Genomic DNA, 19,178 nt, shown 5'->3' with positions numbered 1-19,178 from the left:
GGCCACCGGAGAGCACCATGGTCAGCGGCAGGGTCAACACCCAGGCCATCAAGATGGTCTTGATGGTCTGGCTCTGCAGGCCCGACTTGTTCGCTACCATGGTCCCTGCTACCGCAGAGGAGAGAATGTGGGTAGTCGAGACCGGCATCCCGGTCAAACTCGCCACACCGATGGAGGCCGCGGCCGTGATCTGGGCGGCAATCCCCTGGCTGTAAGTCATGCCGGAAGAGCCAATCTTCTCACCGACCGTGTAGACGATACGACGCCAGCCCACCATGGTGCCGCAACCCAGCGCCAGGGCGATGGAGACGATGACCCAGGTCGGCGCGTATTCGGCCGTTGCGGTCAGGTCTTTACGCCATTTGGCCAGATCAGTCAGCTCCTTGGCCGGCAACGGCAGCTTGGAGACCTTGCGAGCGGTATCGTCGATACAGAGCAACAGGCGACGCACTTCACGGCGATCGGTCAGATCCATCTGCTCATAGGTACGCACCTTGCCCAGACGGCTGTTCAGCGTGGCCATGGCTTCCAGCGCATCACCGGCCTCACAGTGAGTCATCAGCTCTTCCTGGGCATGTGCCGGGACGCTGAAGTTGACCACCTGAGAGACCACTTCCTGGTTACGCTGATAGATTTCCATGATGCGCTGACTGGCATCCTGGGTTCTGTCCAGATCGTAGGAGCGGCTATTCATGTCCAGTGCAAAGTAGGCTGGTGCCACACAGATCAACACCAGCATCACCAGACCTATGCCCTTCTGGCCGTCGTTGGAGCCGTGCACGAAGCTGACCCCCATCGCGGAGCAGATAAGCGTGACACGGGCCCAGAACGGCGGGTGCTTCTTGCCGTCCACCAGCAGACGCTCTTCCGGGGTCTTGTGGATCTTGCTCCCCAGCCAGACGCGTTTCATGGCGAACAGCAGCAAAGCGGCGATGATGAAGCCCACGGTAGGAGAAATAATGAGGGAGAGCATGATGTCGATGGCTTTACCGACGTTGATGCCCTCTGTCAGAGGCTGATTGCTCATCCAGGCATAGGCACCGCCTACCCCCAGGATGGAGCCGATCAGGGTGTGAGAACTGGACGCCGGAATGCCGAAGAACCAGGTCCCCAGGTTCCAGACAATGGCGGAGAACAGCAGGGAGAACACCATGATCAGACCCTGAGTAGAGTCCATGCCCAATAACAGATCGATGGGCAACAGATGAACGATGGCGTATGCCACCCCCAATCCACCCATCATGACCCCGGCGAAGTTAAACAAGCCGGAAGCCACTACCGCAGTGTGTGCGGGCATTGCCTTGGTATAGATAACCGTTGCTACCGCATTGGCGGTATCGTGAAAGCCATTGATGAATTCATAGGCAAGCACAAAAAAAACGGCCAATACCAAACCGATTGACCACCACAAACCCAAACCACTAAACATTTCAAACATAAAAACGAACCTGTTTATGAGTTGCGGCGGATTATGCCAGAAGGCTCGGTGCGCCATACCCGTTGTTGAAATATTTCAGTAAGAAAAAAAAAGGGCATTCCGTCAGAAAATGTCTTAGGGCCTGTAGGAATGCGCCTTGTCGAAGATTAATTAAAGCCCATTCAACAATCATGGAAAGGCTTCAATCAGACCTATTCAATCAATAAGCGACTGTTTTTCCCTGCAGTTATCTCACCCGCCAGACCACAATCGTCGAAAAATAGTTCGCCACAACCGGTAGTGCCGCGTCCCTCTGCGGCCAGGAAAAATAATAAGGGTGCCTTGGCACCCTTCATCAACACGAACAGCAAAACAAGCGCACTCAGTCCTGGCTCATCCGGCTGGCCACGGCCCCTTGCTGGCTCTTGTACTTGGCATTTTCCCGCTTGTTGTACGGGCGGGCAGCGACGCCTGAGAGCATCTCGAAGTTGAGCGCCCCTATCTTCATCTTGGGTCGCAGCGCCAGCGGCAGCTTGCCGCCATTGTAGAACTCCAGCACGATGCGACCGGACCAGCCCGGATCGATGCGGTGCGCGGTGACGTGCACCATCAACCCGAGGCGTGCCAGGGAGGATCGACCGTCCAGCCAGCCGACGATATCCGCCGGCAGAGTCACGGATTCATAGGTCACCGCCAGCGCCAGCTGACCCGGGTGCAGATAGAAGGCTTCCCCGTCCGGTATGTGGATCTCGTCGCTCATCACCCGATCGATGGCGTCGGCCATCTCGCTGCTCGGGCCGCTGAGATCGATGTAGGGGGCGGTGTGATCGCGAAACACCCGAAACTCGTTGCCAAGCAGCACATCGACGCTGACGCCACTGATCCGCTCGATGCCGGGTCTCGGCTCAATCACTATCTTGCCTTCATCCAGATGGCGTTCGATATCGGTATCACAAAGACGCATTGGGCGACTCTCCTGCTAAATGATTCATTTAAAAAAGCCGGGCATCGCCCGGCTTGTAGCATCTTATCCGATCAACATGTGGCGGATACGTGCCTTGAGCATGTCGATGGCGATGCGATTCTTGCCCCCTCGGGGCACGATCACGTCCGCGTACTGCTTGGACGGATCGATGAACTGCATGAACATGGGACGTACCGTCTTCTGATACTGCTTGAGCACGGAATCCATGGTACGACCACGCTCCTGCACGTCACGCACCAGCCGGCGCAACAGGCAGATGTCAAGCGGGGTATCCATGAAGATGGAGGCATCCATCAGCTCCCGCAGACGGCTATCGGTCAGCAGCAGGATCCCTTCCAGGATGATGACCCGGCGCGGGGCGAAGGCGGTGACCTCGCTCATGCGGGTGTGTTCGGTATAGGAGTACTGGGGAATATTGACCGCGTCGCCTTTCACCAGCTGTGTCAGATGCTGCACCAGCAGATCGTGATCCAGGGCATTGGGATGGTCATAGTTGGTCTTGACCCGCTCTTCCATGGTCATGTGGGTCTGATCACGGTAGTAGCAATCCTCGGTGATCACACCAATCTGACCTGCGCCCAGTTCGGCCACCAGCTCTTCATAAATGGTTTGAGCGATAAGACTCTTGCCGGATGCGGATGCACCAGCAATACCGATGATCACACACGAATGTTGAGTATCAGACATTGAAAATACCTAAAGAGAAGAGCACTGGGGATTGTTTAAACCGATCCATTATATAAAAAAGGGTGAGCCATGCCCACCCTAAATCCATCCCTGACGGCCGACAGACGATTATTCGTCCAGCGCCACGGTGTAGAGCGGAGTCGCAATCGGTTTACCGCTGAAATAGAGCTCGGCCCCCACCCGACGGGCCAGCTTCAGATAGATCTCAGCCAACTCTCCTGCCGGTGCACCGGACACAGTGGGAGTCCCATTGTCCATGTGCTGACGGATGTCGATGTGCAGCGGCAACTGCCCCAGCAGGGACATCTTGTACTGAGCAGCCATCTTCTGGCCACCGCCGGTACCGAACAGCGGTTCATGATGACCACAGGCGCTGCAGACGTGATAACTCATGTTCTCGATGATGCCGAGCACGGGCACATTCACCTTGTTGAACATGGCGATTCCCTTGCGGGCATCCGCCAGGGCCACATCCTGCGGTGTGGTGACGATCAGGGCGGCCGTGGTCGGTACCTGCTGGGCCAGGGTGAGCTGGATGTCGCCGGTGCCCGGCGGCATGTCCACCACCAGATAATCCACCTCGCCCCAGCGGGTCTCGTGCAGGATCTGCCCCAGCGCCTTGCTCGCCATGGGGCCGCGCCAGATGGTGGCATCCTGCTCGTCGACCAGATAACCGATGCTGTTGCTCTTCAGACCGCAGGCCATGACCGGCTCCATCAGCTTGCCGTCGAGGCTGTGTGGGCGCTCCTTAAGGGTGCCCATCATGGTAGGAATGGAGGGCCCATAGATGTCCGCATCCAGGATGGCGACCCGCGCCCCCTCTTTTTGCAGCGCCAGCGCCAGGTTGACCGCTGTGGTGGACTTGCCCACCCCCCCCTTGCCGGAGGCCACCACCAGGATGTTGCGAATGCCCTGTACCGCCGCCAGTTGCTGGGCGCGGGGCATACTGGCCACTTCGATCTCGCCTTGCCAGTCGATGGCAACGGCTCCGGTGGCCGTTCGCAGGCGGGCATCGAACACCTGCTTGAGTTGCTCGAACAAGGACTGGCCGGCAAAGGGCAACACCAACTTGATGGTCAGGCTCTGCCCATGGGATTCGATGGCACGCACAAAACCGGCCGCGACCAGATCCTTGCCCCACCCTGCTGGCTTAAATTCGGCAAGGATCTGTTTTACTGAATCAATCACCATTAACTCCCCATTATGTTGTCGTTATGCTGAGGTGAACGGTTACCGCACACAAATCAGTGGCTTGCCTGCTCATTCGAGAGAACCTCCGCCAAGCCAGGCAGGGCCACAACCCTAGGCAGGCCGCCCCCAATTCGGGTAACATGCTCGGCACTGTATCATCCCAACAGGCACATAAAGAACGTATTATGGCAACTGATCCTCGTACAATGCTGGTAACCTGCGCCCTCCCCTATGCCAATGGCTCCATCCATCTTGGCCACATGCTGGAACACATCCAGGCCGATATCTGGGTTCGTTATCAGCGAATGCGTGGCCATCAGGTGCATTTCGTCTGTGCCGACGATGCGCACGGCACCCCCATCATGCTCAAGGCGCAGCAGCTCGGGATCACCCCGGAAGAGATGATCGCGGCCGTGTCTCAGGAGCATCAGGCGGATTTTGCCGGCTTCAACATCAGCTTCGACAACTATCACTCCACCCACAGCGATGAAAACCGCGAGCTGGCGGAACTGATCTATGGTCGTCTGAAATCGGGTAACTTCATCAAGGGTCGCACCATCACCCAGCTGTTCGATCCGGAAAAGTCCATGTTCCTGCCGGATCGCTTCGTCAAGGGTACCTGCCCCAAGTGCAAGTCCCCGGAGCAATACGGTGACAACTGCGACAGTTGTGGCGCCACCTACAGCCCGACCGAGCTGATCGATCCGAAATCCGCCGTCTCGGGCGCGACCCCGGTGATGAAGGATTCCGAGCACTTCTTCTTCGACCTGCCCCAGTTTGAAAGCTGGCTGGCCGGTTGGGTGCGCGGCTCAGGCGCCATCCAGGAAGAGATGGCCAACAAGATGCAGGAGTGGTTCGAGAGCGGCCTGCAGCAGTGGGACATCACCCGTGATGCCCCCTACTTCGGCTTCGAGATACCCGGTGCCCCCGGCAAGTACTTCTACGTCTGGCTGGATGCCCCCATCGGTTACATGGCGTCGTTCAAGAACCTGTGCAACAAGCGTGGCGATATCGATTTCGACAGCTACTGGAAGAAAGACTCCACCGCCGAGCTCTATCACTTCATCGGCAAGGACATCGCCTACTTCCACTGCCTGTTCTGGCCGGCCATGCTGGAAGGCGCCGGTTTCCGCCAGCCGACCAAGGTCAACGTGCACGGCTATGTGACCGTCAATGGCGCCAAGATGTCCAAGTCCAAGGGCACCTTCATCAAGGCAAGCACCTACCTCAAACACCTGGATCCGGAGTGCCTGCGTTACTACTACGCCGCCAAGCTCAACAGCCGCATCGACGATCTGGACCTGAACCTGGAAGACTTCGTCTCCCGCGTCAATGCCGACGTGGTCAACAAGCTGGTCAACCTGGCCTCCCGCAACGCCGGTTTCATCACCAAGCGCTTCGACGGCAAGCTGGCCGAGACCTGCGCCGAACCCGAGCTCTACGCCGAGTTTGCCAGCGCCAGCGCCTCCATCAGCGAGGCCTATGAGACCCGCGAGTTCAGCCGTGCCATTCGCGAAATCATGGCCCTGGCCGACAAGGCCAACCGCTACGTCGACGACAAGGCACCCTGGGTACTGGCCAAGCAGGAAGGCGCGGATGCGCAGCTGCAAGCGGTCTGCTCCGTCGGCATCAACCTGTTCCGGGTATTGATGGCTTACCTCAAGCCCGTCATGCCGCTGCTGGCCGAGCGTGCCGAAGCTTTCCTCGGCGAGACCCTCACCTGGGATGGCGTAGCCCTGCCGCTGTGCAACCATCAGCTGGCCCCGTTCAAGGCGCTGTTCGCCCGCATCGAGCCCGCCAAAATTGAAGCCATGGTGGAAGCCTCCAAGGACGATCTGGCCAAGGAGCAGAGCAAAAAGCCGGCTGGCCCGCTGGCGGATGACCCCATCAGCCCAACCATCTCTTTCGATGACTTCGCCAAGCTGGATCTGCGCGTCGCGCTGATCAAGAAGGCCGAAGCCGTGCCGGAAGCGGAAAAGCTGCTGAAACTGCAGCTGGATCTCGGCGGTGAGACTCGTCAGGTGTTCGCCGGCATCAAGTCCGCCTACAACCCCGAAGATCTGGAAGGCAAGCTGACCGTGATGGTAGCGAACCTGGCGCCGCGCAAGATGCGCTTTGGCATGTCCGAGGGCATGGTGCTGGCCGCAGGCCCGGGCGGCAAGGATCTCTGGATCCTGGAGCCGCAAGAAGGCGCCCAGCCCGGCATGCGCGTCAAATAAGCGCAGCCCTTGATGCTGTGATCAGCAAGAGAGGCCCGAGGGCCTCTCTTTTCATTTCACCCTGTTGACGAGCCTGGGGGATAGCTCTCACACCACAGGCAGCATTGCCATCCTGAGTCCCACCAGCTCCGCCTGCTGACAGTCCAGCTGTTGCAACTGGCAGCCCATCGCCGCCTTCAGACGCACCAGCTCACGTTGCCTCTTGCCGCCTCCCCCCTTGCGGCTCAATCGCTTGAGCCACTGTCTGGCATCTTGCAACTGGCCGAGCCTGTCCTGCCAGGCGGTCAGCATGACCAGCCAGGCCGGATCCCCATGCCCTTGCCCCACCAGCAGCTCCACCCCGTAGCGAGTCCGCTTGAGGATCAACCGCAACTTGTGCCAATGGCGCAACTGACGTTGCTTGCCGGCACAGGCGTCCAGTCCCGGCTCGGCCAGCCCATCGGCGAGAGAGAGCGCCAACTGCATCTGAAACAGCGGCAGGGGATTGAAGTCGGCGGGTACCTGCGCCAGGCGATCCAGCCAGCGCGCCAGTCGCACCGTCAGCATGGGAACCCGGGGCGCCGACATCCCATGGGGCTTGCCACCAAAACGCGCCTCATACACCTGGGCATCGCGCAGGGTGGAGAGCGTGGCCGTTGCTCGCAGCAAGCGCCGCTCCAACCCGGGCTGATGGATCAATGGTCGCCACAGGGCGAGCAAGGCCAACAGCCGACGAGCCGCGATCCGGTAGGCATGCACCTCGGCCGGCTCTGCCTGTTGGCGCAAGGCCAGGGTGGCGGCGCCATATTGATCGATGAGCCGGCGCGCCTGCGCCTGCCATGTGGTCTGCACCATCATCTCCATGCCCCTGTCTCCTGTTAGTTGGTATGAAAACCGCTCCCCGTGGGCGGCGCGGCCTTGGCGCACTCCATTCGGGTTACCGTCGCCGTGCGGGGTCCGTGCTCCAGCCAGCCCAGCATCATTTGTACCTGCTGCTCCGGGCCGGCGATCAGCACCTCGACCGAGCCATCCTCCAGGTTGTAGGCATGCCCCCGAAGCCCCAGCTGCAGCGCGCGTTCCCGGGTAAAGTAACGAAACCCGACCCCCTGCACCTGACCCCAGACCCGAACGACAAACGATTGCTCTCCCATTTTCAGCACCTTTTCCTTAAGAAATTTCCCTCCAAGGCGATAATGACTGCGACACATCTCCCCTTGCAGGACGCAATATCATTATGAAAGAAGTTAAATTCCGTTGGGTTGACCGCTATCTCATTCACCTCACGATCAGCGAAAAATTTCTCATCACCTTCTGGTGCCCGCTCCTGTTCATCGCCTTCCTCACCTGGTACCTGCTGGCCGATGGCCATGATCAGCAGATGCAGGTTAGGCTGGATCAGCTCAAGCAAAGGGTCGAGACCGCCGCCCAACTGGTGAGTCAGCAGCCCGGCCTCAGCCTGCCAGCCGAGCTCACTCTCGCTCAGACGGGCAGCGCCGGCCTGAGTCAGCAGGGGGATCATTACAGTGTCAGCGCGAGCGCAGGCCAGGCCGGGTTTGTCACCGGCACCCTGGATGCCAGCCGTTACTCCATGTGGGATGGTCAGGGCACCGCCCTCACCATCATCGCCGTGCTCTCCGCCCTGTTGGCCCTCATCACCCACTACCTGATGACCTTCGTCTCAGGCGCGCTCTACTCCACCAACAAGGCGCTGCAGACGGTGGCGAACGGCGATCTCACCTTCCGCCTCAACTTCTTCCCGGTACGGGACGAGTTCTCCATCCTGGCCGGCAGCATAGACAGATTCACCGATCGCCAGCACAAGATAGTGCGTCTCGTGGATGAGTCCGCCGAGGCGCTGGCCATGGCCGCCGACGAGTTCCGCGAGCATGCCAGCGACGGGGAGACCCTGGCCCGTGCCCAGCGCCAGCACATGGACTCCCTGGCCGCCGCCATGGAGCAGATGTCCGCCGCCATCCGGGAAGTGGCTCGCAACGCCAACGACGCCCTGCTGCAGACCCGCCAGTCCAGCGAGGAGGCCGCCAACGGCGCCGAGCGGGTGGCCCGTACCATCACGGCGATCCGCACCCTGGCCGATGAGATTGGCAACGCCTCCGGCGCCGTCGAGCGCTTGACCCACAACGCCAATCGCATCAATGAGGTGGTCAGCGTCATCAACGCCATCTCCCAGCAGACCAACCTGCTGGCGCTCAATGCCGCCATCGAGGCCGCCCGGGCCGGCGAGCAGGGTCGCGGTTTTGCGGTGGTGGCCGACGAGGTGCGTACCCTCGCCAGCCGCACCCAGCAGGCCACGGTGGAGATCCAGCAGATGATCGAGGAGCTGCAGGCCGGCACAGGCGCGCTCAACGACATCATGGAGAAGACGGTCGGGCGCGCCGCCAGCAGCCAGCAGCTCATCACCGAGGTGGGGCAGGACATCGACAAGCTGAGCAGCCACAGCGATGCGGTGCTGGAGATGAGCACCCAGATCGCCACCTCCAGCGAGGAGCAGAGCTCGGTGGCCGAGGAGATCACCCGCAACCTGGATCAGGTGCGCCACGAGGCGAGCCGGGTGGAAGAGTCGGCCAGCGCCTCGGTGGCCGGCACCTCCGGCCTCAAGGCCACCGCCACCGAGCTCAGCCAGGCCATGACCGGCTTGCGGATCTAGTCAAGCGTTCGCCTCGTGGCAACAAGAGGGCTCCCCAGCGGGGAGCCCTCGCTTTTGGTCCGGTTTTCCGCGCAGGCACATGCCTCACCGGCCTCACGAGCAGCATGAAAGCTGGCTTAACGCGGAGCTTGCTACTAAAATACGCCCCCTCTTCTTTCTGGCATCGGTAAACACCCATGAGCGCTTACATCTACCTCGTCAAAGGCCGCGAAAAATCCCTGCTGCGCCGTCACCCCTGGATCTTCTCCAAGGGGATTGAGCGGGTTGAAGGCAACCCCATCGACGGCGATACCGTCGAGATCTACGCCAACGATGGCAAGTGGCTCGCCCGCGGCGCCTGGTCCGGCAGCTCCCAGATCCGCGCCCGGGTCTGGACCTTCGACAAAGACGAGACCGTCGATCTGGACTTCTTCCTCCGTCGCCTCAAATATGCCCAGGAGTCCCGGGATCCGCTGATCAAGCGCCAGGGCCTCACCGGCTATCGTCTGTGCGCCGCCGAGTCGGACGGCCTGCCGGGCCTGACCATCGACCGTTATGCCGACTTCCTGGTGTGCCAGATCCTCTCCGCCGGGGCCGAATTCCAGCGCGAACTGATCACCCAGGCCCTGCGTACCCTCTACCCCGAGTGCAGCATCTATGAGCGCTCCGACGTGGCGGTACGCAAGAAGGAAGGCCTGAAAGAGCGCACCGGCGTCATCCATGGGGAAACCCCGAGCGAGCCCGTGGTCATCGAAGAGAACGGCGTCAAGATCCTGGTGGACATCCGCAACGGTCACAAGACGGGTTTCTATCTGGATCAGCGCGACAACCGTCAGGCGGTGGCCAAGTACACCGAAGGCAAGCGGGTGCTCAACTGCTTCAGCTACACCGGCGGCTTCGGCATCTATGCCCTCAAGGGCGGCGCCAAGGAAGTGGTCAACGTGGATCTCTCCCAGACTGCGCTGGATACCGCTCGCCAGAACGCCGAGCTGAACGGGCTGGATCTCTCCAACACCCAGTTCATCCGTCACGATGTGTTCAAGCTGCTGCGGGAATACCGCGAGAAGGGTGAGAAGTTCGACGTCATCGTGCTGGATCCGCCGAAGTTTGCCGAGAGCAAGGCCCAACTGCTGGGCGCCTGCCGCGGCTACAAGGACATCAACATGCTGGCGTTCCAGCTGCTGGCGCCGGGCGGCGTGCTCTTGACCTACTCCTGCTCCGGCCTGATGGAGCAGAGCCTGTTCCAAAAAATCGTGGCGGATGCGGCGCTGGACGCCGGTCGCGATGCCCAGATCCTGGAGCTCTTGTCCCAGGCATCCGATCACCCTATCGGTACCGCCTATCCGGAAGGCTTCTACCTCAAGGGCCTGGTGGTCCGCGCCCGCTAAGCCGCAGCGACCGCGGGACCTCCCTCTGCCAGTACAGGGAGCCCACCACAGCGTCATGGAAAAGGCCCGCTATCGCTAGCGGGCCTTTTGTTTGCGCCCCTCCACGGCAAGAGATAACGAAGGTCACGCTGACCAAGGAGATGGCAGACACTTGCCACAGATACCCATCGAATCGCCGGCCCTTCACTGCCAACCGCTGGGCTTGGGAAACTCAACCCCAAGGACAGGAGAGAGAACCACGCTCTTGTCTATGCAAAAAAACTGCGCATTCAATCACTGATGTTGGAAATTCCCCGGGGAAATATCGACACTATTTTCATAAAAAATCATTTTCACGCATAAAGCATTACTTTCCACCCTGCTGATGCAACCCTCACCCTGCGTACTCGCTGCTGTCTGGATCGGCAAGCTGTCGAGCCTGGCGGTGCGTGCCCGCCAAGCCGAGCGCTCCTCCTCGCCAACGTAAACAGGCCCGCAATTGCGGGCCTGTTTTGTTTGCCGTTTCCCCTCGGCCAGGAGCCAGGCCTGACATGCTTGCCGGCCTGGCGCACCCGATGATCAGGGTGTGGTGATGTTGAACCAGAACTCGAATTTATCCATGTAGCCCAACAGCTCGTGCAGTTTCTCTGGCTTGCCGCTGATCTTCACTTCGCCCTTGTCTTGCGCCTGCTGGAGCGTCTCCTCCTTCAAGATGATCTTGTTGAGGGTATCGCGACTCAGGGTCACTGTTGCATCGGCATCTTTGGCTTCGGCATCGGCGGTGTGGTTGAGCACGCCGTTTTCCAGCTCCAGCTTGTACTTGCCGCCTTGGGCACCGAGATCGATGTTCAGCACCGACTTGGCACTGGCCGCCTTCTCACCGTTGATGTGCAACGCCAGGTAGTCAAAGAACATCTCGGGCGTCATGGCGCGCACCGTATCCGGGCTGGCGGTGTTCGGCGTCGGCAGCTTCACCACCCCGTTGCGCAGCTCTTGCGCGCCGGTCAGATAGAAGTTTCGCCATGGACCGGATTCGGCCTGATAACCGAGCTGCTCGAGGGCATCTGCCTCCAGATCCCTGGCCGCCTTGTTGTCTGGATCGGCGAATACCACCTTGCTGACCACCTGCGCGACCCAGCGGTAGTGACCCTGGGCGAAGTCCTCCTGCGCTTTTTTCAGGATGTTGTCGGCCCCACCCATGTAGTCGACATATTTCTTCGCGGCCTCCACCGGTGGCAGCTCATCCAGGGTGGCCGGGTTGCCATCGAACCAGCCCAGATAGAGCACATAGGTGGCCTTGACGTTATGGCTGAGCGAGCCGTAGTAGCCTCGGTTCGCCCAGGTGTTGGCCAGGCTGGGTGGCAGTGTGAACTTGGCGGCTATCTCATCGCGGGTATAACCCTCGTTCGCCATGCGCAGCGTCTGATCGTTGATGTAACGATAGAGATCACGCTGGCTCTTGATGAGCTGCTTGACGTTCTCATTGCCCCAGGTCGGCCAGTGGTGCTGCGCCATGATGATCTCGGCCTTGTCACCCCAGAGGGTCAGCGCCTGGTTCAGGTATTTGGACCAGGGCAAGGGCTCGCGGATCTTGGCGCCGCGCAGGGAATAGGTGTTGTGCAGGGTGTGGGTGACATCTTCGGCCGTCTGGATGACTTTCTTCTCCTCGATGAACCAGAGCATCTCGGCGGGAGCCTCGGAGCCAGGTGCCATCATGAAGTCATAGGTCAGGCCATCGATGACCCGCTTCTCCCCAGTCTTGGTAACATAGTCGGTGGGCGCGATCAGGGTGACGGTACCGGCGGAGGTGGTGGTGCCCAACCCGGCGCCAACCTGCCCCTTGGCATCCGGCTTGAGCAGGTTGCCATACATGTAGCTGGCCCGGCGGCTCATCACGTTGCCCGCCATGATGTTCTCGGCCACGGCGGATTCCATGAAGCCGGCGGGCGCGTAAATCTTCACCTTGCCGGCCTTGACGTCCGCTTCGTCCACCACCCCGCGCACACCGCCGTAGTGATCGACGTGGCTATGGGTGTAGATCACCGCGACCACAGGCTTCTTGCCGCGCTGCTTGAAGTAAAGCTCCATCCCCACTTTGGCCGTCTCGGCCGAGACGAGGGGATCCACCACTGTGACCCCCTCCTTGCCCTCGATGATGGTCATGTTGGACAGATCGAGGTTGCGGATCTGGTAGATACCCTCGGTGACTTCAAACAGGCCGCTGATGTTGATGAGCTGAGCTTGGCGCCAGAGGCTGGGGTTGACCGTGTCCGGGGCCTTTTCCCCCTCCTTGATGAAGGTGTACTGCTTGGGATCCCAGATCACATTGCCCTGCTCGCCCTTGATCACCGCATCCGGCAATGGCGCGATGAAGCCCTTGTGGGCATCGGTGAAATCCGTCTTGTTGGCAAAGGGCAGCTGTTTATAGAGGGCATCATTGGCCTGCTTGGTGGCCGCTGTCGCCTCTTTGGGGCTCACTTGAGCAAATCCTGGAACGGCAACAGTGGCGAGCATACCCGCCAATGCAACACTCTTGGCAATCTGGGTCAGTCTCATTCTTGAATCCTCGATTAGTTAACATTTATGACGTTTTCATACCGGTCACCCTGGGTCATTCAGCGATGACGATTCAATCCCAGTCAGGGTACAGGAACCGAATGAGAATCTTAACCCCCTGTTTACATTAAAATATCGTTTCTGTAATCAACCGACCAGGTACGCAACCTGGGATGAAAGTGACCATGGGAGCGGGCTCCTTACCGCTCCCATGATGGACCATCGTCTCAGTCACGATCCGGCGCCCCCAGCGGGAAGTAGTGGCGATAGGGCCTCGCCTCGTCCACCACCCGCACGACGGAGGGGTGGCCGAGCAGGCGGGCACGATAGGCCCGAAGCTGTGCGCAGGCCGGCGGGATCTCGTGAGCCCAGTCGGCGTAGAAAAGCGAGGGGGCGGCGGCGCAATCGGCCAGGGTGAACGTCTCCCCCGCCGCCCAGTGACGTCCCCTGAGGTGCTCATCGAGCCAGGGATAGATCTTGTTCAGGATCTCCCGGGCCTGGGCCACACCGTAGCTGTCGCGCTCGGCCGCCGGACGCAGCCTGTCCAGCACCACCTTCTGCATGGGGGTCATCACATAGTTGTCGAACAGGCGATCCAGCATATGCACCTCTATGCCCGCCTCTTCCGCCGGCACCAGGGTACTCGGGCCCGGATGCCACTGCTGGAGATACTCGATGATGGTGCTGCTCTCGAGCAGGGTATGGCCGTTGTCCACCAGCACGGGGAAGCGCTGGAGCGGCCATAGGCTGACCAGTTCGGCCTTGACCGTGGGGGATTCCAGATTGTGGTACTCGAACGCCAGCGCGTTCTCATAGAGGGCAATCAGCACCTTCTGGCTGTAGGACGAGAAGGGATGGGCATAGAGTTTCATATCACCGACTCCTTATATTCCGTTGTGCTTACCAAATAAACAGTGCACTTCATTCACAAAACAAGACAAAAGCAGATGAATACGCCTTAAAGGACGATTCCTGCCACTATCCCTGCTCCTTGAAGGCGAGCACCATGACGCCCCCGGCGATGAGACCGATACCGAGCCATTCCCGCAGGGAGGGCCGCTCTCCTAAAAACAGGACGGCGAAGATCACCACCAGTACCAGGCTGAACTTGTCGATGGGTGCCACCTGAGCGACATTGCCCAGTTGCAGGGCGCGGAAATAGCAGAGCCAGGAGGCCCCGGTGGCGAGCCCGGAGAGGCCGAGGAACAGCCAGCTGTGGCCGGAGAGCGCCAGCGGATTACTCCACTGGCGGGTGCCGGCCACATAGAGGCAGAGCAGCACGAAGACGATGGCGGTACGGATCAGGGTCGCCAGATCCGAGTTGATCTGCGCCACGCCGAGCTTGGCGAAGATGGCGGTCAGGGCGGCGAAGAGGGCCGACAACAGGGCCCAGCCAAACCAGTTCATGGCCGAAAAAAGCGAGGTACTCATGCTCTTGCCTTGCAACACAGGGGTGAGCTAGTTGTAGCAGAGCCTGAAGAGGACGGGATCCCGCTCATCACCGGGGTGTACAGCTCGTCGCATCTTGCCTTCTGCCCATCCATCTCGCCTCAATTGCGAGTCGGATCCCTCATCCTCTTTGTGGCATAATGCCCCGTCCCGTGGCCTTTGGTGGCGCGGTGTGGGACCCGTTCCCACTGCGTGGCGCACCTTGTCTGCCCGCCATGCCACCAGGCTCATCCGTTTTCTGCGATTATCCGCACTGTTATTATCCGCAATGCGATGGCCGCACCCATATCGAACCGCTTCACGCGAGCGTGAACCATAGAGGGGTCAGTATGTCTTCCATTCGTCTCACCCAATACAGCCACGGCGCTGGCTGCGGCTGCAAAATCTCCCCCAAGGTGCTCGACACCATTCTCAAGAGCCAGATCCCGGGTTTTGACGATCCGACTCTCATCGTTGGCAACAGCAGCAAGGATGACGCCGCCGTGGTGGACATCGGCAACGGCCAGGGCATCGTCTCCACCACCGATTTTTTCATGCCCATCGTCGATGATCCCTTCACCTTCGGCCGCATCGCCGCCACCAACGCCATCAGCGACATCTATGCCATGGGCGGCAAACCCATCGTCGCCATCGCCATCCTCGGCTGGCCCATCAACACGCTCGAGCCTGAGATTGCCCAGCAGGTGATCGACGGTGGTCGCCAGGTGTGCCACGAGGCGGGCATTTCCCTGGCCGGTGGTCACAGCATCGATGCCCCCGAGCCCATCTTCGGCCTCGCCGTGACCGGCATAGTGCCGCTCGATGCCATCAAGCAGAACGACACCGCCCAGGCGGGCGACGTGCTCTATCTGACCAAGCCCCTCGGCATCGGCATCCTCACCACCGCCCAGAAGAAGGGCAAGCTCAAGCCCGAGCACGAGCAACTGGCCCCCGACGCCATGTGTACCCTCAACAAGATTGGCCAGCGCTTCGCCGCGCTCCAAGGCGTGCATGCCATGACCGACGTCACCGGCTTTGGCTTGGCGGGTCATCTGCTGGAGATGTGCGAAGGCTCCAGGCTCTGCGCCCGTCTCGATTTCAAAGCGCTGCCCCTGCTGGACGAGGTGGATTACTACCTGGCCGAGGGCTGCGTGCCCGGCGGCACCCTGCGCAATCACGACTCCTATGGCCACAAGCTCGATGCCATGGACGATCGCACCCGCAACATCCTCTGCGATCCGCAAACCAGCGGTGGCCTGCTGGTGGCGGTCGGCAAAGAGAGCGAGGCCGAGCTGCTGGCCATTGCCCGTGAGGCCGGGCTCTCCCTCTCCCCCGTCGGGCTGATGAAGCCGCTGGATGGCGAGCGCTTCATCGAGGTCATCCAATGAGTGCGTTGCCACAGGCGACGGATCTGGCCCGCATCTTCCTCGAAGACGTGCCGCTCATCGACCTGCGCGCCCCCATCGAGTTCAAGGACGGCGCCTTCCCCAGCGCCATCAACCTGCCGCTGATGACGGACGAGGAGCGCGCCCAGGTCGGTACCTGCTTCAAGCAGCAGGGTCAGGCCGCCGCCATCGCCCTCGGCCACCAGCTGGTGGGAGGAGCCGTGCGGGCAGAACGCATGGAAGGCTGGCTGGCGCAGTTGCGCCAGCAGCCCGATGCCCTGCTCTACTGCTTTCGCGGCGGCTTGCGCTCCCAGACGGTGCAGCAGTGGCTGGCCGAAGCCGGCGTCACCCGCCCACGGGTGGCCGGTGGCTACAAGGAGCTGCGTCGCTTCCTCATGGATACCCAAGACAAGGCTTCGGCCGTGTGTCACTGGACAGTGCTGACCGGCATGACCGGCTCCGGCAAGACCCACATGCTGGCAAAGGTCGCCCAGGCGGTGGATCTGGAGGGGCACGCCCACCACAGGGGATCCTCCTTTGGTCAGCTGCCGGGTGGGCAGCCCAGCAACATCAACTTCGAGAACAAGCTCGCCATCGAGCTGCTCAAGCGCCGCCACTTAGGGGAATCTGCCTTCGTGGTGGAAGACGAGAGCCGCCTCATCGGTCGCTGCGCCCTGCCGCTGAACCTCTATGAGGCCATGTGCCAGGCCCCGCTGGTGGTGGTGGATGTGCCGCAAGACGAGCGCGCCGAGCAGATCCGCATCGATTACGTGCAGGATCTCTGGCAGCGCTATCTGGAGATGTATGGCGCCGAGGACGGCTGGCCGCTGTTTGCCGCCTACCTGACCGATGCCCTCGCTCGCCTCAAGCGCCGTCTCGGGGACAAGGATCATCGGGAGCTGGATGCGCTGATGCAGGCGGCCCTCGCCGAGCAGGCCCAGAGCGGCAATACCGAGCTGCATCTGGCCTGGATCCGCCTCCTGCTGACCCGCTACTACGACCCCATGTATCTCTATCAGCTGGACAACAAGCGTGAGCGAGTGCATTTCAGGGGCGACAAGCAGGCCTGTCTCGCCTTTTTTGCAGAACAACATGCTAACAAGACTAACCAGAAGAGTCCGATATGTTGAAATTTGAGATTATCCCGGTCACTCCCTTTGCCCAGAACTGCTCCCTCATCTGGTGTGACGAGACCCGCCAGGCGGCGCTGATCGATCCCGGTGGCGAGGCGGACAAGCTGCTGGCGGCCATCGAGCGACACCAGCTGGTGCTGGAGAAAATCATCCTGACCCACGGCCACCTCGATCACGTAGGCGCCGCCGCCGAGCTGCGCACCCGCACCGGTGTGCGCATCACGGGCCCCCACCAGGAAGACGCCTTCTGGCTCGACATGCTGCCCCAGCAGAGCCAGATGTTCGGTTTCCCCCACACGCCCGCCTTCAGCCCGGACAGCTGGCTGGTACAGGGTGACAAGGTGACCGTCGGCAACTGTGAGCTGGAGGTCTATTTCTGCCCCGGCCACACCCCTGGCCATGTGGTGTTGCTCAGCCAGGCCGAGCGGCTCGCCTGGGTCGGCGACGTGCTGTTTGCCGGCGGCATCGGCCGCACCGACTTCCCCCGTGGCGATCACGGCACCCTCATTCGCTCGATCACCGAGACCCTGTTGCCGCTTGGCGATGACATCGTCTTCGTGCCAGGCCACGGCCCCAGCTCCACCTTCGGCTGCGAGCGGGTCAGCAATCCCTACCTCACCCAGCCGGTCTGGTAGGCTCGGGATGACGAGAAGGGCGACCCTGGGGTCGCCCTTCTTTATGGCTCGTACCTGATGCCTGACAGCCGGTCACCCATTCCCGAGCGCCAGAATGCAAAAAGCCACTCCGGGGAGTGGCTCTTCATTCAACCGAACTGACGCAATTAGATGCGTACGAAGTCCAGGTGAACCAGCTTGTAACGTACAGGGTGACGTTGGATCGCCTTGACGTTTACTTTTACTTCTTCACCGTTGATGACCAGGGTCAGCTCGGAGGAGTAGAACTCCGGCTTCTCTTGGGCCAGGATCAGCTTCTTGTGATCCACAGTGATGGAAACGGCTTCTTTACCAGCACCGTAAACGATGGCAGGAACTTGGTCAGCGTGACGCAGGCGGCGGCTCGCACCTTTCCCCAGGTCAGAACGGACTTCAGCTTGGAATACGAAAGACATAGTGTTTATCTCTTTTAAGATGAATGTATGGTGTTGACTGCGACCGGTCAGCACCTCGCAAAACGAGCGCGCATACTAGCATGGGCCCAAGGCGGATACAAGCCAGAGACCCGTCACCCTCGGCCCCCGGTTTCCCATCAGACAACCTCTGCTGTCGAGACCACGCCGGATCTCATCCAGGGGCTGTCTGCCCTTCGCATGTCGACCCCCCATCAGACAGACTGCAACTGCCGAGTCGCCGGGGACCACTGCTCTCAGCGCCCCTGCTCCAATCGGGCAAATTGCTGCTGACGCTGCACCGGGCTCATGGCATCGAACTGGGCCAGGGTCTCGGCCCGCGGACAATAGAGGCTCTGCCCGGTCTGTACCCTGATCCCCTTGCCCATGCTGGTGCGATTGTCCTCCACCAGGGCCAGCAGATAACTGTAGGTATCGGCCCCTCCCGTGCCCCCCTGCGACACCAGCTGGCTCGCAATGCGCCAGAGGGTCTCGCCCGCCGCAACCTGATGACAGACCCGCGATCCCGCCGCTGGCGCCGACAGGGTCAGGGTTGTCTCCTCAAGCCGCGTTGTGGCGGCAAGCTGCACCTGGGCTGGCTCCGAAGGGGGGGTATTCAAGGCCCCATGGCGCACCAGGCTGGCCAACAGTGGCTCCGGCGGCGCCAGTCGGTGACTTTCCCCACCGATACCGGGCAGGGAAAACTCGGCGATGAAGGGCTGGTTCAGCCCCTCCTGTGACGGCATGGGGGCAGACATGCCGACGGCCGGATTGACCGCTTGATGGGGCGCCATGCCATAGGCCATCTCGTCGATGCGCTTGAGCCGGGCCAGGTAGGCCTTGGAGAGCTCGGCCTCCCCCTCGAACAAGTCGAAGGGGGGGACCAGCCGGGCGGGGAACAGCACCAGCCAATGGCCGTTCTTTTTCTTCTGCTCCAGCGGCGGGAACTGGTTGCCCCGCCAGGCCACGAAGATGGACGGCACGGCGCGGTGGACCGGATAATATTCCGGATTCAGCTGTACCCAGGTTTGTTCCGCGATGGGTTGATATCCGCTGATATTGACCAGCGCCACCCCTAACCAGATCCCCAGCATCCTGCGCCCTCCCCCTTTCTCCTGGTT

The 19,178-nt window shown here is 60.9% G+C and carries 17 protein-coding genes; 6 read left to right on the top strand and 11 right to left on the bottom strand.

All coding sequences use genetic code 11. The features are described from left to right. The 4 genes from LG30_RS0111265 to apbC all read right to left on the bottom strand — a co-directional run. On the bottom strand, positions 1-1,438 hold a 1,438-nt coding region (locus LG30_RS0111265; protein WP_033130809.1), incomplete at its 3' end, for an inorganic phosphate transporter. Positions 1,439-1,799: 361 nt separating this feature from the next. Beyond that, the gene (gene dcd, locus LG30_RS0111260; RefSeq protein ID WP_033130805.1) at positions 1,800-2,381 is read right to left on the bottom strand and encodes a dCTP deaminase; all 582 of its coding nucleotides are present in this window, start codon (positions 2,379-2,381) and stop codon (positions 1,800-1,802) included. Between the two features lie 63 nt (positions 2,382-2,444). After that, positions 2,445-3,089: a uridine kinase gene (udk, locus tag LG30_RS0111255; RefSeq protein WP_033130804.1), complete on the bottom strand. Its 645-nt coding sequence runs from the start codon at positions 3,087-3,089 to the stop codon at positions 2,445-2,447. A gap of 108 nt (positions 3,090-3,197) precedes the next feature. Continuing rightward, entirely contained in the window at positions 3,198-4,280 is a 1,083-nt protein-coding gene (gene apbC / locus LG30_RS0111250) for an iron-sulfur cluster carrier protein ApbC (protein WP_033130803.1), read from the bottom strand. 185 nt (positions 4,281-4,465) lie between these two features. Between apbC and metG the strand changes: the two genes are divergently transcribed. Further along, a complete protein-coding gene (gene metG / locus LG30_RS0111245) occupies positions 4,466-6,499 on the top strand; it encodes a methionine--tRNA ligase (protein ID WP_033130802.1) in 2,034 nt (677 codons plus the stop codon). A gap of 87 nt (positions 6,500-6,586) precedes the next feature. Here metG and LG30_RS0111240 read toward each other — a convergent pair whose 3' ends face one another. Next, the gene (locus tag LG30_RS0111240; protein WP_238566424.1) at positions 6,587-7,342 is read right to left on the bottom strand and encodes a CHAD domain-containing protein; all 756 of its coding nucleotides are present in this window, start codon (positions 7,340-7,342) and stop codon (positions 6,587-6,589) included. Positions 7,343-7,356: 14 nt separating this feature from the next. Next, complete coding sequence (locus LG30_RS0111235) at positions 7,357-7,629, bottom strand: acylphosphatase (protein WP_033130801.1); 273 nt, start codon at positions 7,627-7,629, stop codon at positions 7,357-7,359. Between the two features lie 83 nt (positions 7,630-7,712). Between LG30_RS0111235 and LG30_RS0111230 the strand changes: the two genes are divergently transcribed. Further along, the gene (locus LG30_RS0111230) at positions 7,713-9,143 is read left to right on the top strand and encodes a methyl-accepting chemotaxis protein (protein ID WP_033130800.1); all 1,431 of its coding nucleotides are present in this window, start codon (positions 7,713-7,715) and stop codon (positions 9,141-9,143) included. Positions 9,144-9,319: 176 nt separating this feature from the next. Continuing rightward, the gene (locus LG30_RS0111225; RefSeq protein ID WP_033130799.1) at positions 9,320-10,510 is read left to right on the top strand and encodes a class I SAM-dependent methyltransferase; all 1,191 of its coding nucleotides are present in this window, start codon (positions 9,320-9,322) and stop codon (positions 10,508-10,510) included. 558 nt (positions 10,511-11,068) lie between these two features. On the opposite strand, the gene LG30_RS0111220 is transcribed toward LG30_RS0111225, so the two are convergent. From LG30_RS0111220 to LG30_RS0111210, 3 genes are all read right to left on the bottom strand, one after another. Next, positions 11,069-13,045, bottom strand: coding sequence for an alkyl/aryl-sulfatase (locus LG30_RS0111220; RefSeq protein ID WP_033130798.1), 1,977 nt, complete (start codon positions 13,043-13,045; stop codon positions 11,069-11,071). Positions 13,046-13,272: 227 nt separating this feature from the next. After that, on the bottom strand, positions 13,273-13,917 hold the full coding sequence (locus LG30_RS0111215; protein ID WP_033130797.1) for a glutathione S-transferase family protein: 645 nt from the start codon (positions 13,915-13,917) through the stop codon (positions 13,273-13,275). Between the two features lie 106 nt (positions 13,918-14,023). Then, a complete protein-coding gene (locus LG30_RS0111210; protein WP_033130796.1) occupies positions 14,024-14,476 on the bottom strand; it encodes an EamA family transporter in 453 nt (150 codons plus the stop codon). 347 nt (positions 14,477-14,823) lie between these two features. Between LG30_RS0111210 and selD the strand changes: the two genes are divergently transcribed. From selD to LG30_RS0111195, 3 genes are read left to right on the top strand one after another with little or no spacing between them, the layout of a single operon-like run. Then, a complete protein-coding gene (gene selD / locus LG30_RS0111205) occupies positions 14,824-15,861 on the top strand; it encodes a selenide, water dikinase SelD (protein WP_033130795.1) in 1,038 nt (345 codons plus the stop codon). After that, a complete protein-coding gene (mnmH, locus tag LG30_RS0111200; RefSeq protein WP_033130794.1) occupies positions 15,858-16,988 on the top strand; it encodes a tRNA 2-selenouridine(34) synthase MnmH in 1,131 nt (376 codons plus the stop codon). Before selD ends, mnmH begins: the two co-directional genes overlap by 4 nt. After that, a complete protein-coding gene (locus tag LG30_RS0111195) occupies positions 16,982-17,626 on the top strand; it encodes an MBL fold metallo-hydrolase (protein WP_033130793.1) in 645 nt (214 codons plus the stop codon). Before mnmH ends, LG30_RS0111195 begins: the two co-directional genes overlap by 7 nt. 146 nt (positions 17,627-17,772) lie before the next feature. Here LG30_RS0111195 and rplY read toward each other — a convergent pair whose 3' ends face one another. Together rplY and LG30_RS0111185 are read right to left on the bottom strand one after the other, a co-directional pair. Beyond that, positions 17,773-18,060 carry a 50S ribosomal protein L25 gene (gene rplY, locus LG30_RS0111190; RefSeq protein ID WP_033130792.1) on the bottom strand — a complete coding sequence of 96 codons (288 nt, stop codon included), beginning with the start codon at positions 18,058-18,060 and terminating at the stop codon, positions 17,773-17,775. A gap of 254 nt (positions 18,061-18,314) precedes the next feature. Further along, entirely contained in the window at positions 18,315-19,151 is an 837-nt protein-coding gene (locus tag LG30_RS0111185) for a hypothetical protein (RefSeq protein ID WP_033130791.1), read from the bottom strand. Between the last annotated feature and the right edge of the window lie 27 nt (positions 19,152-19,178).

It is taken from the genome of Aeromonas aquatica (genome assembly GCF_000764655.1).
Taxonomy (GTDB): Bacteria; Pseudomonadota; Gammaproteobacteria; order Enterobacterales; family Aeromonadaceae; genus Aeromonas; species Aeromonas aquatica.
This window is presented reverse-complemented; position numbering and strand designations above follow the sequence as displayed.

Excerpts from the sequence above, each read along its gene's own strand:
- dcd (WP_033130805.1), bottom strand. The coding sequence starts at position 2,381 with ATGCGTCTTTGTGATACCGATATCGAACGCCATCTGGATGAAGGCAAG.
- udk (WP_033130804.1), bottom strand. The coding sequence starts at position 3,089 with ATGTCTGATACTCAACATTCGTGTGTGATCATCGGTATTGCTGGTGCA.
- apbC (WP_033130803.1), bottom strand. The coding sequence starts at position 4,280 with ATGGTGATTGATTCAGTAAAACAGATCCTTGCCGAATTTAAGCCAGCA.
- metG (WP_033130802.1), top strand. The coding sequence starts at position 4,466 with ATGGCAACTGATCCTCGTACAATGCTGGTAACCTGCGCCCTCCCCTAT.
- LG30_RS0111240 (WP_238566424.1), bottom strand. The coding sequence starts at position 7,342 with ATGGAGATGATGGTGCAGACCACATGGCAGGCGCAGGCGCGCCGGCTC.
- LG30_RS0111235 (WP_033130801.1), bottom strand. The coding sequence starts at position 7,629 with ATGGGAGAGCAATCGTTTGTCGTTCGGGTCTGGGGTCAGGTGCAGGGG.
- LG30_RS0111230 (WP_033130800.1), top strand. The coding sequence starts at position 7,713 with ATGAAAGAAGTTAAATTCCGTTGGGTTGACCGCTATCTCATTCACCTC.
- LG30_RS0111225 (WP_033130799.1), top strand. The coding sequence starts at position 9,320 with ATGAGCGCTTACATCTACCTCGTCAAAGGCCGCGAAAAATCCCTGCTG.
- LG30_RS0111220 (WP_033130798.1), bottom strand. The coding sequence starts at position 13,045 with ATGAGACTGACCCAGATTGCCAAGAGTGTTGCATTGGCGGGTATGCTC.
- LG30_RS0111215 (WP_033130797.1), bottom strand. The coding sequence starts at position 13,917 with ATGAAACTCTATGCCCATCCCTTCTCGTCCTACAGCCAGAAGGTGCTG.
- LG30_RS0111210 (WP_033130796.1), bottom strand. The coding sequence starts at position 14,476 with ATGAGTACCTCGCTTTTTTCGGCCATGAACTGGTTTGGCTGGGCCCTG.
- selD (WP_033130795.1), top strand. The coding sequence starts at position 14,824 with ATGTCTTCCATTCGTCTCACCCAATACAGCCACGGCGCTGGCTGCGGC.
- mnmH (WP_033130794.1), top strand. The coding sequence starts at position 15,858 with ATGAGTGCGTTGCCACAGGCGACGGATCTGGCCCGCATCTTCCTCGAA.
- LG30_RS0111195 (WP_033130793.1), top strand. The coding sequence starts at position 16,982 with ATGTTGAAATTTGAGATTATCCCGGTCACTCCCTTTGCCCAGAACTGC.
- rplY (WP_033130792.1), bottom strand. The coding sequence starts at position 18,060 with ATGTCTTTCGTATTCCAAGCTGAAGTCCGTTCTGACCTGGGGAAAGGT.
- LG30_RS0111185 (WP_033130791.1), bottom strand. The coding sequence starts at position 19,151 with ATGCTGGGGATCTGGTTAGGGGTGGCGCTGGTCAATATCAGCGGATAT.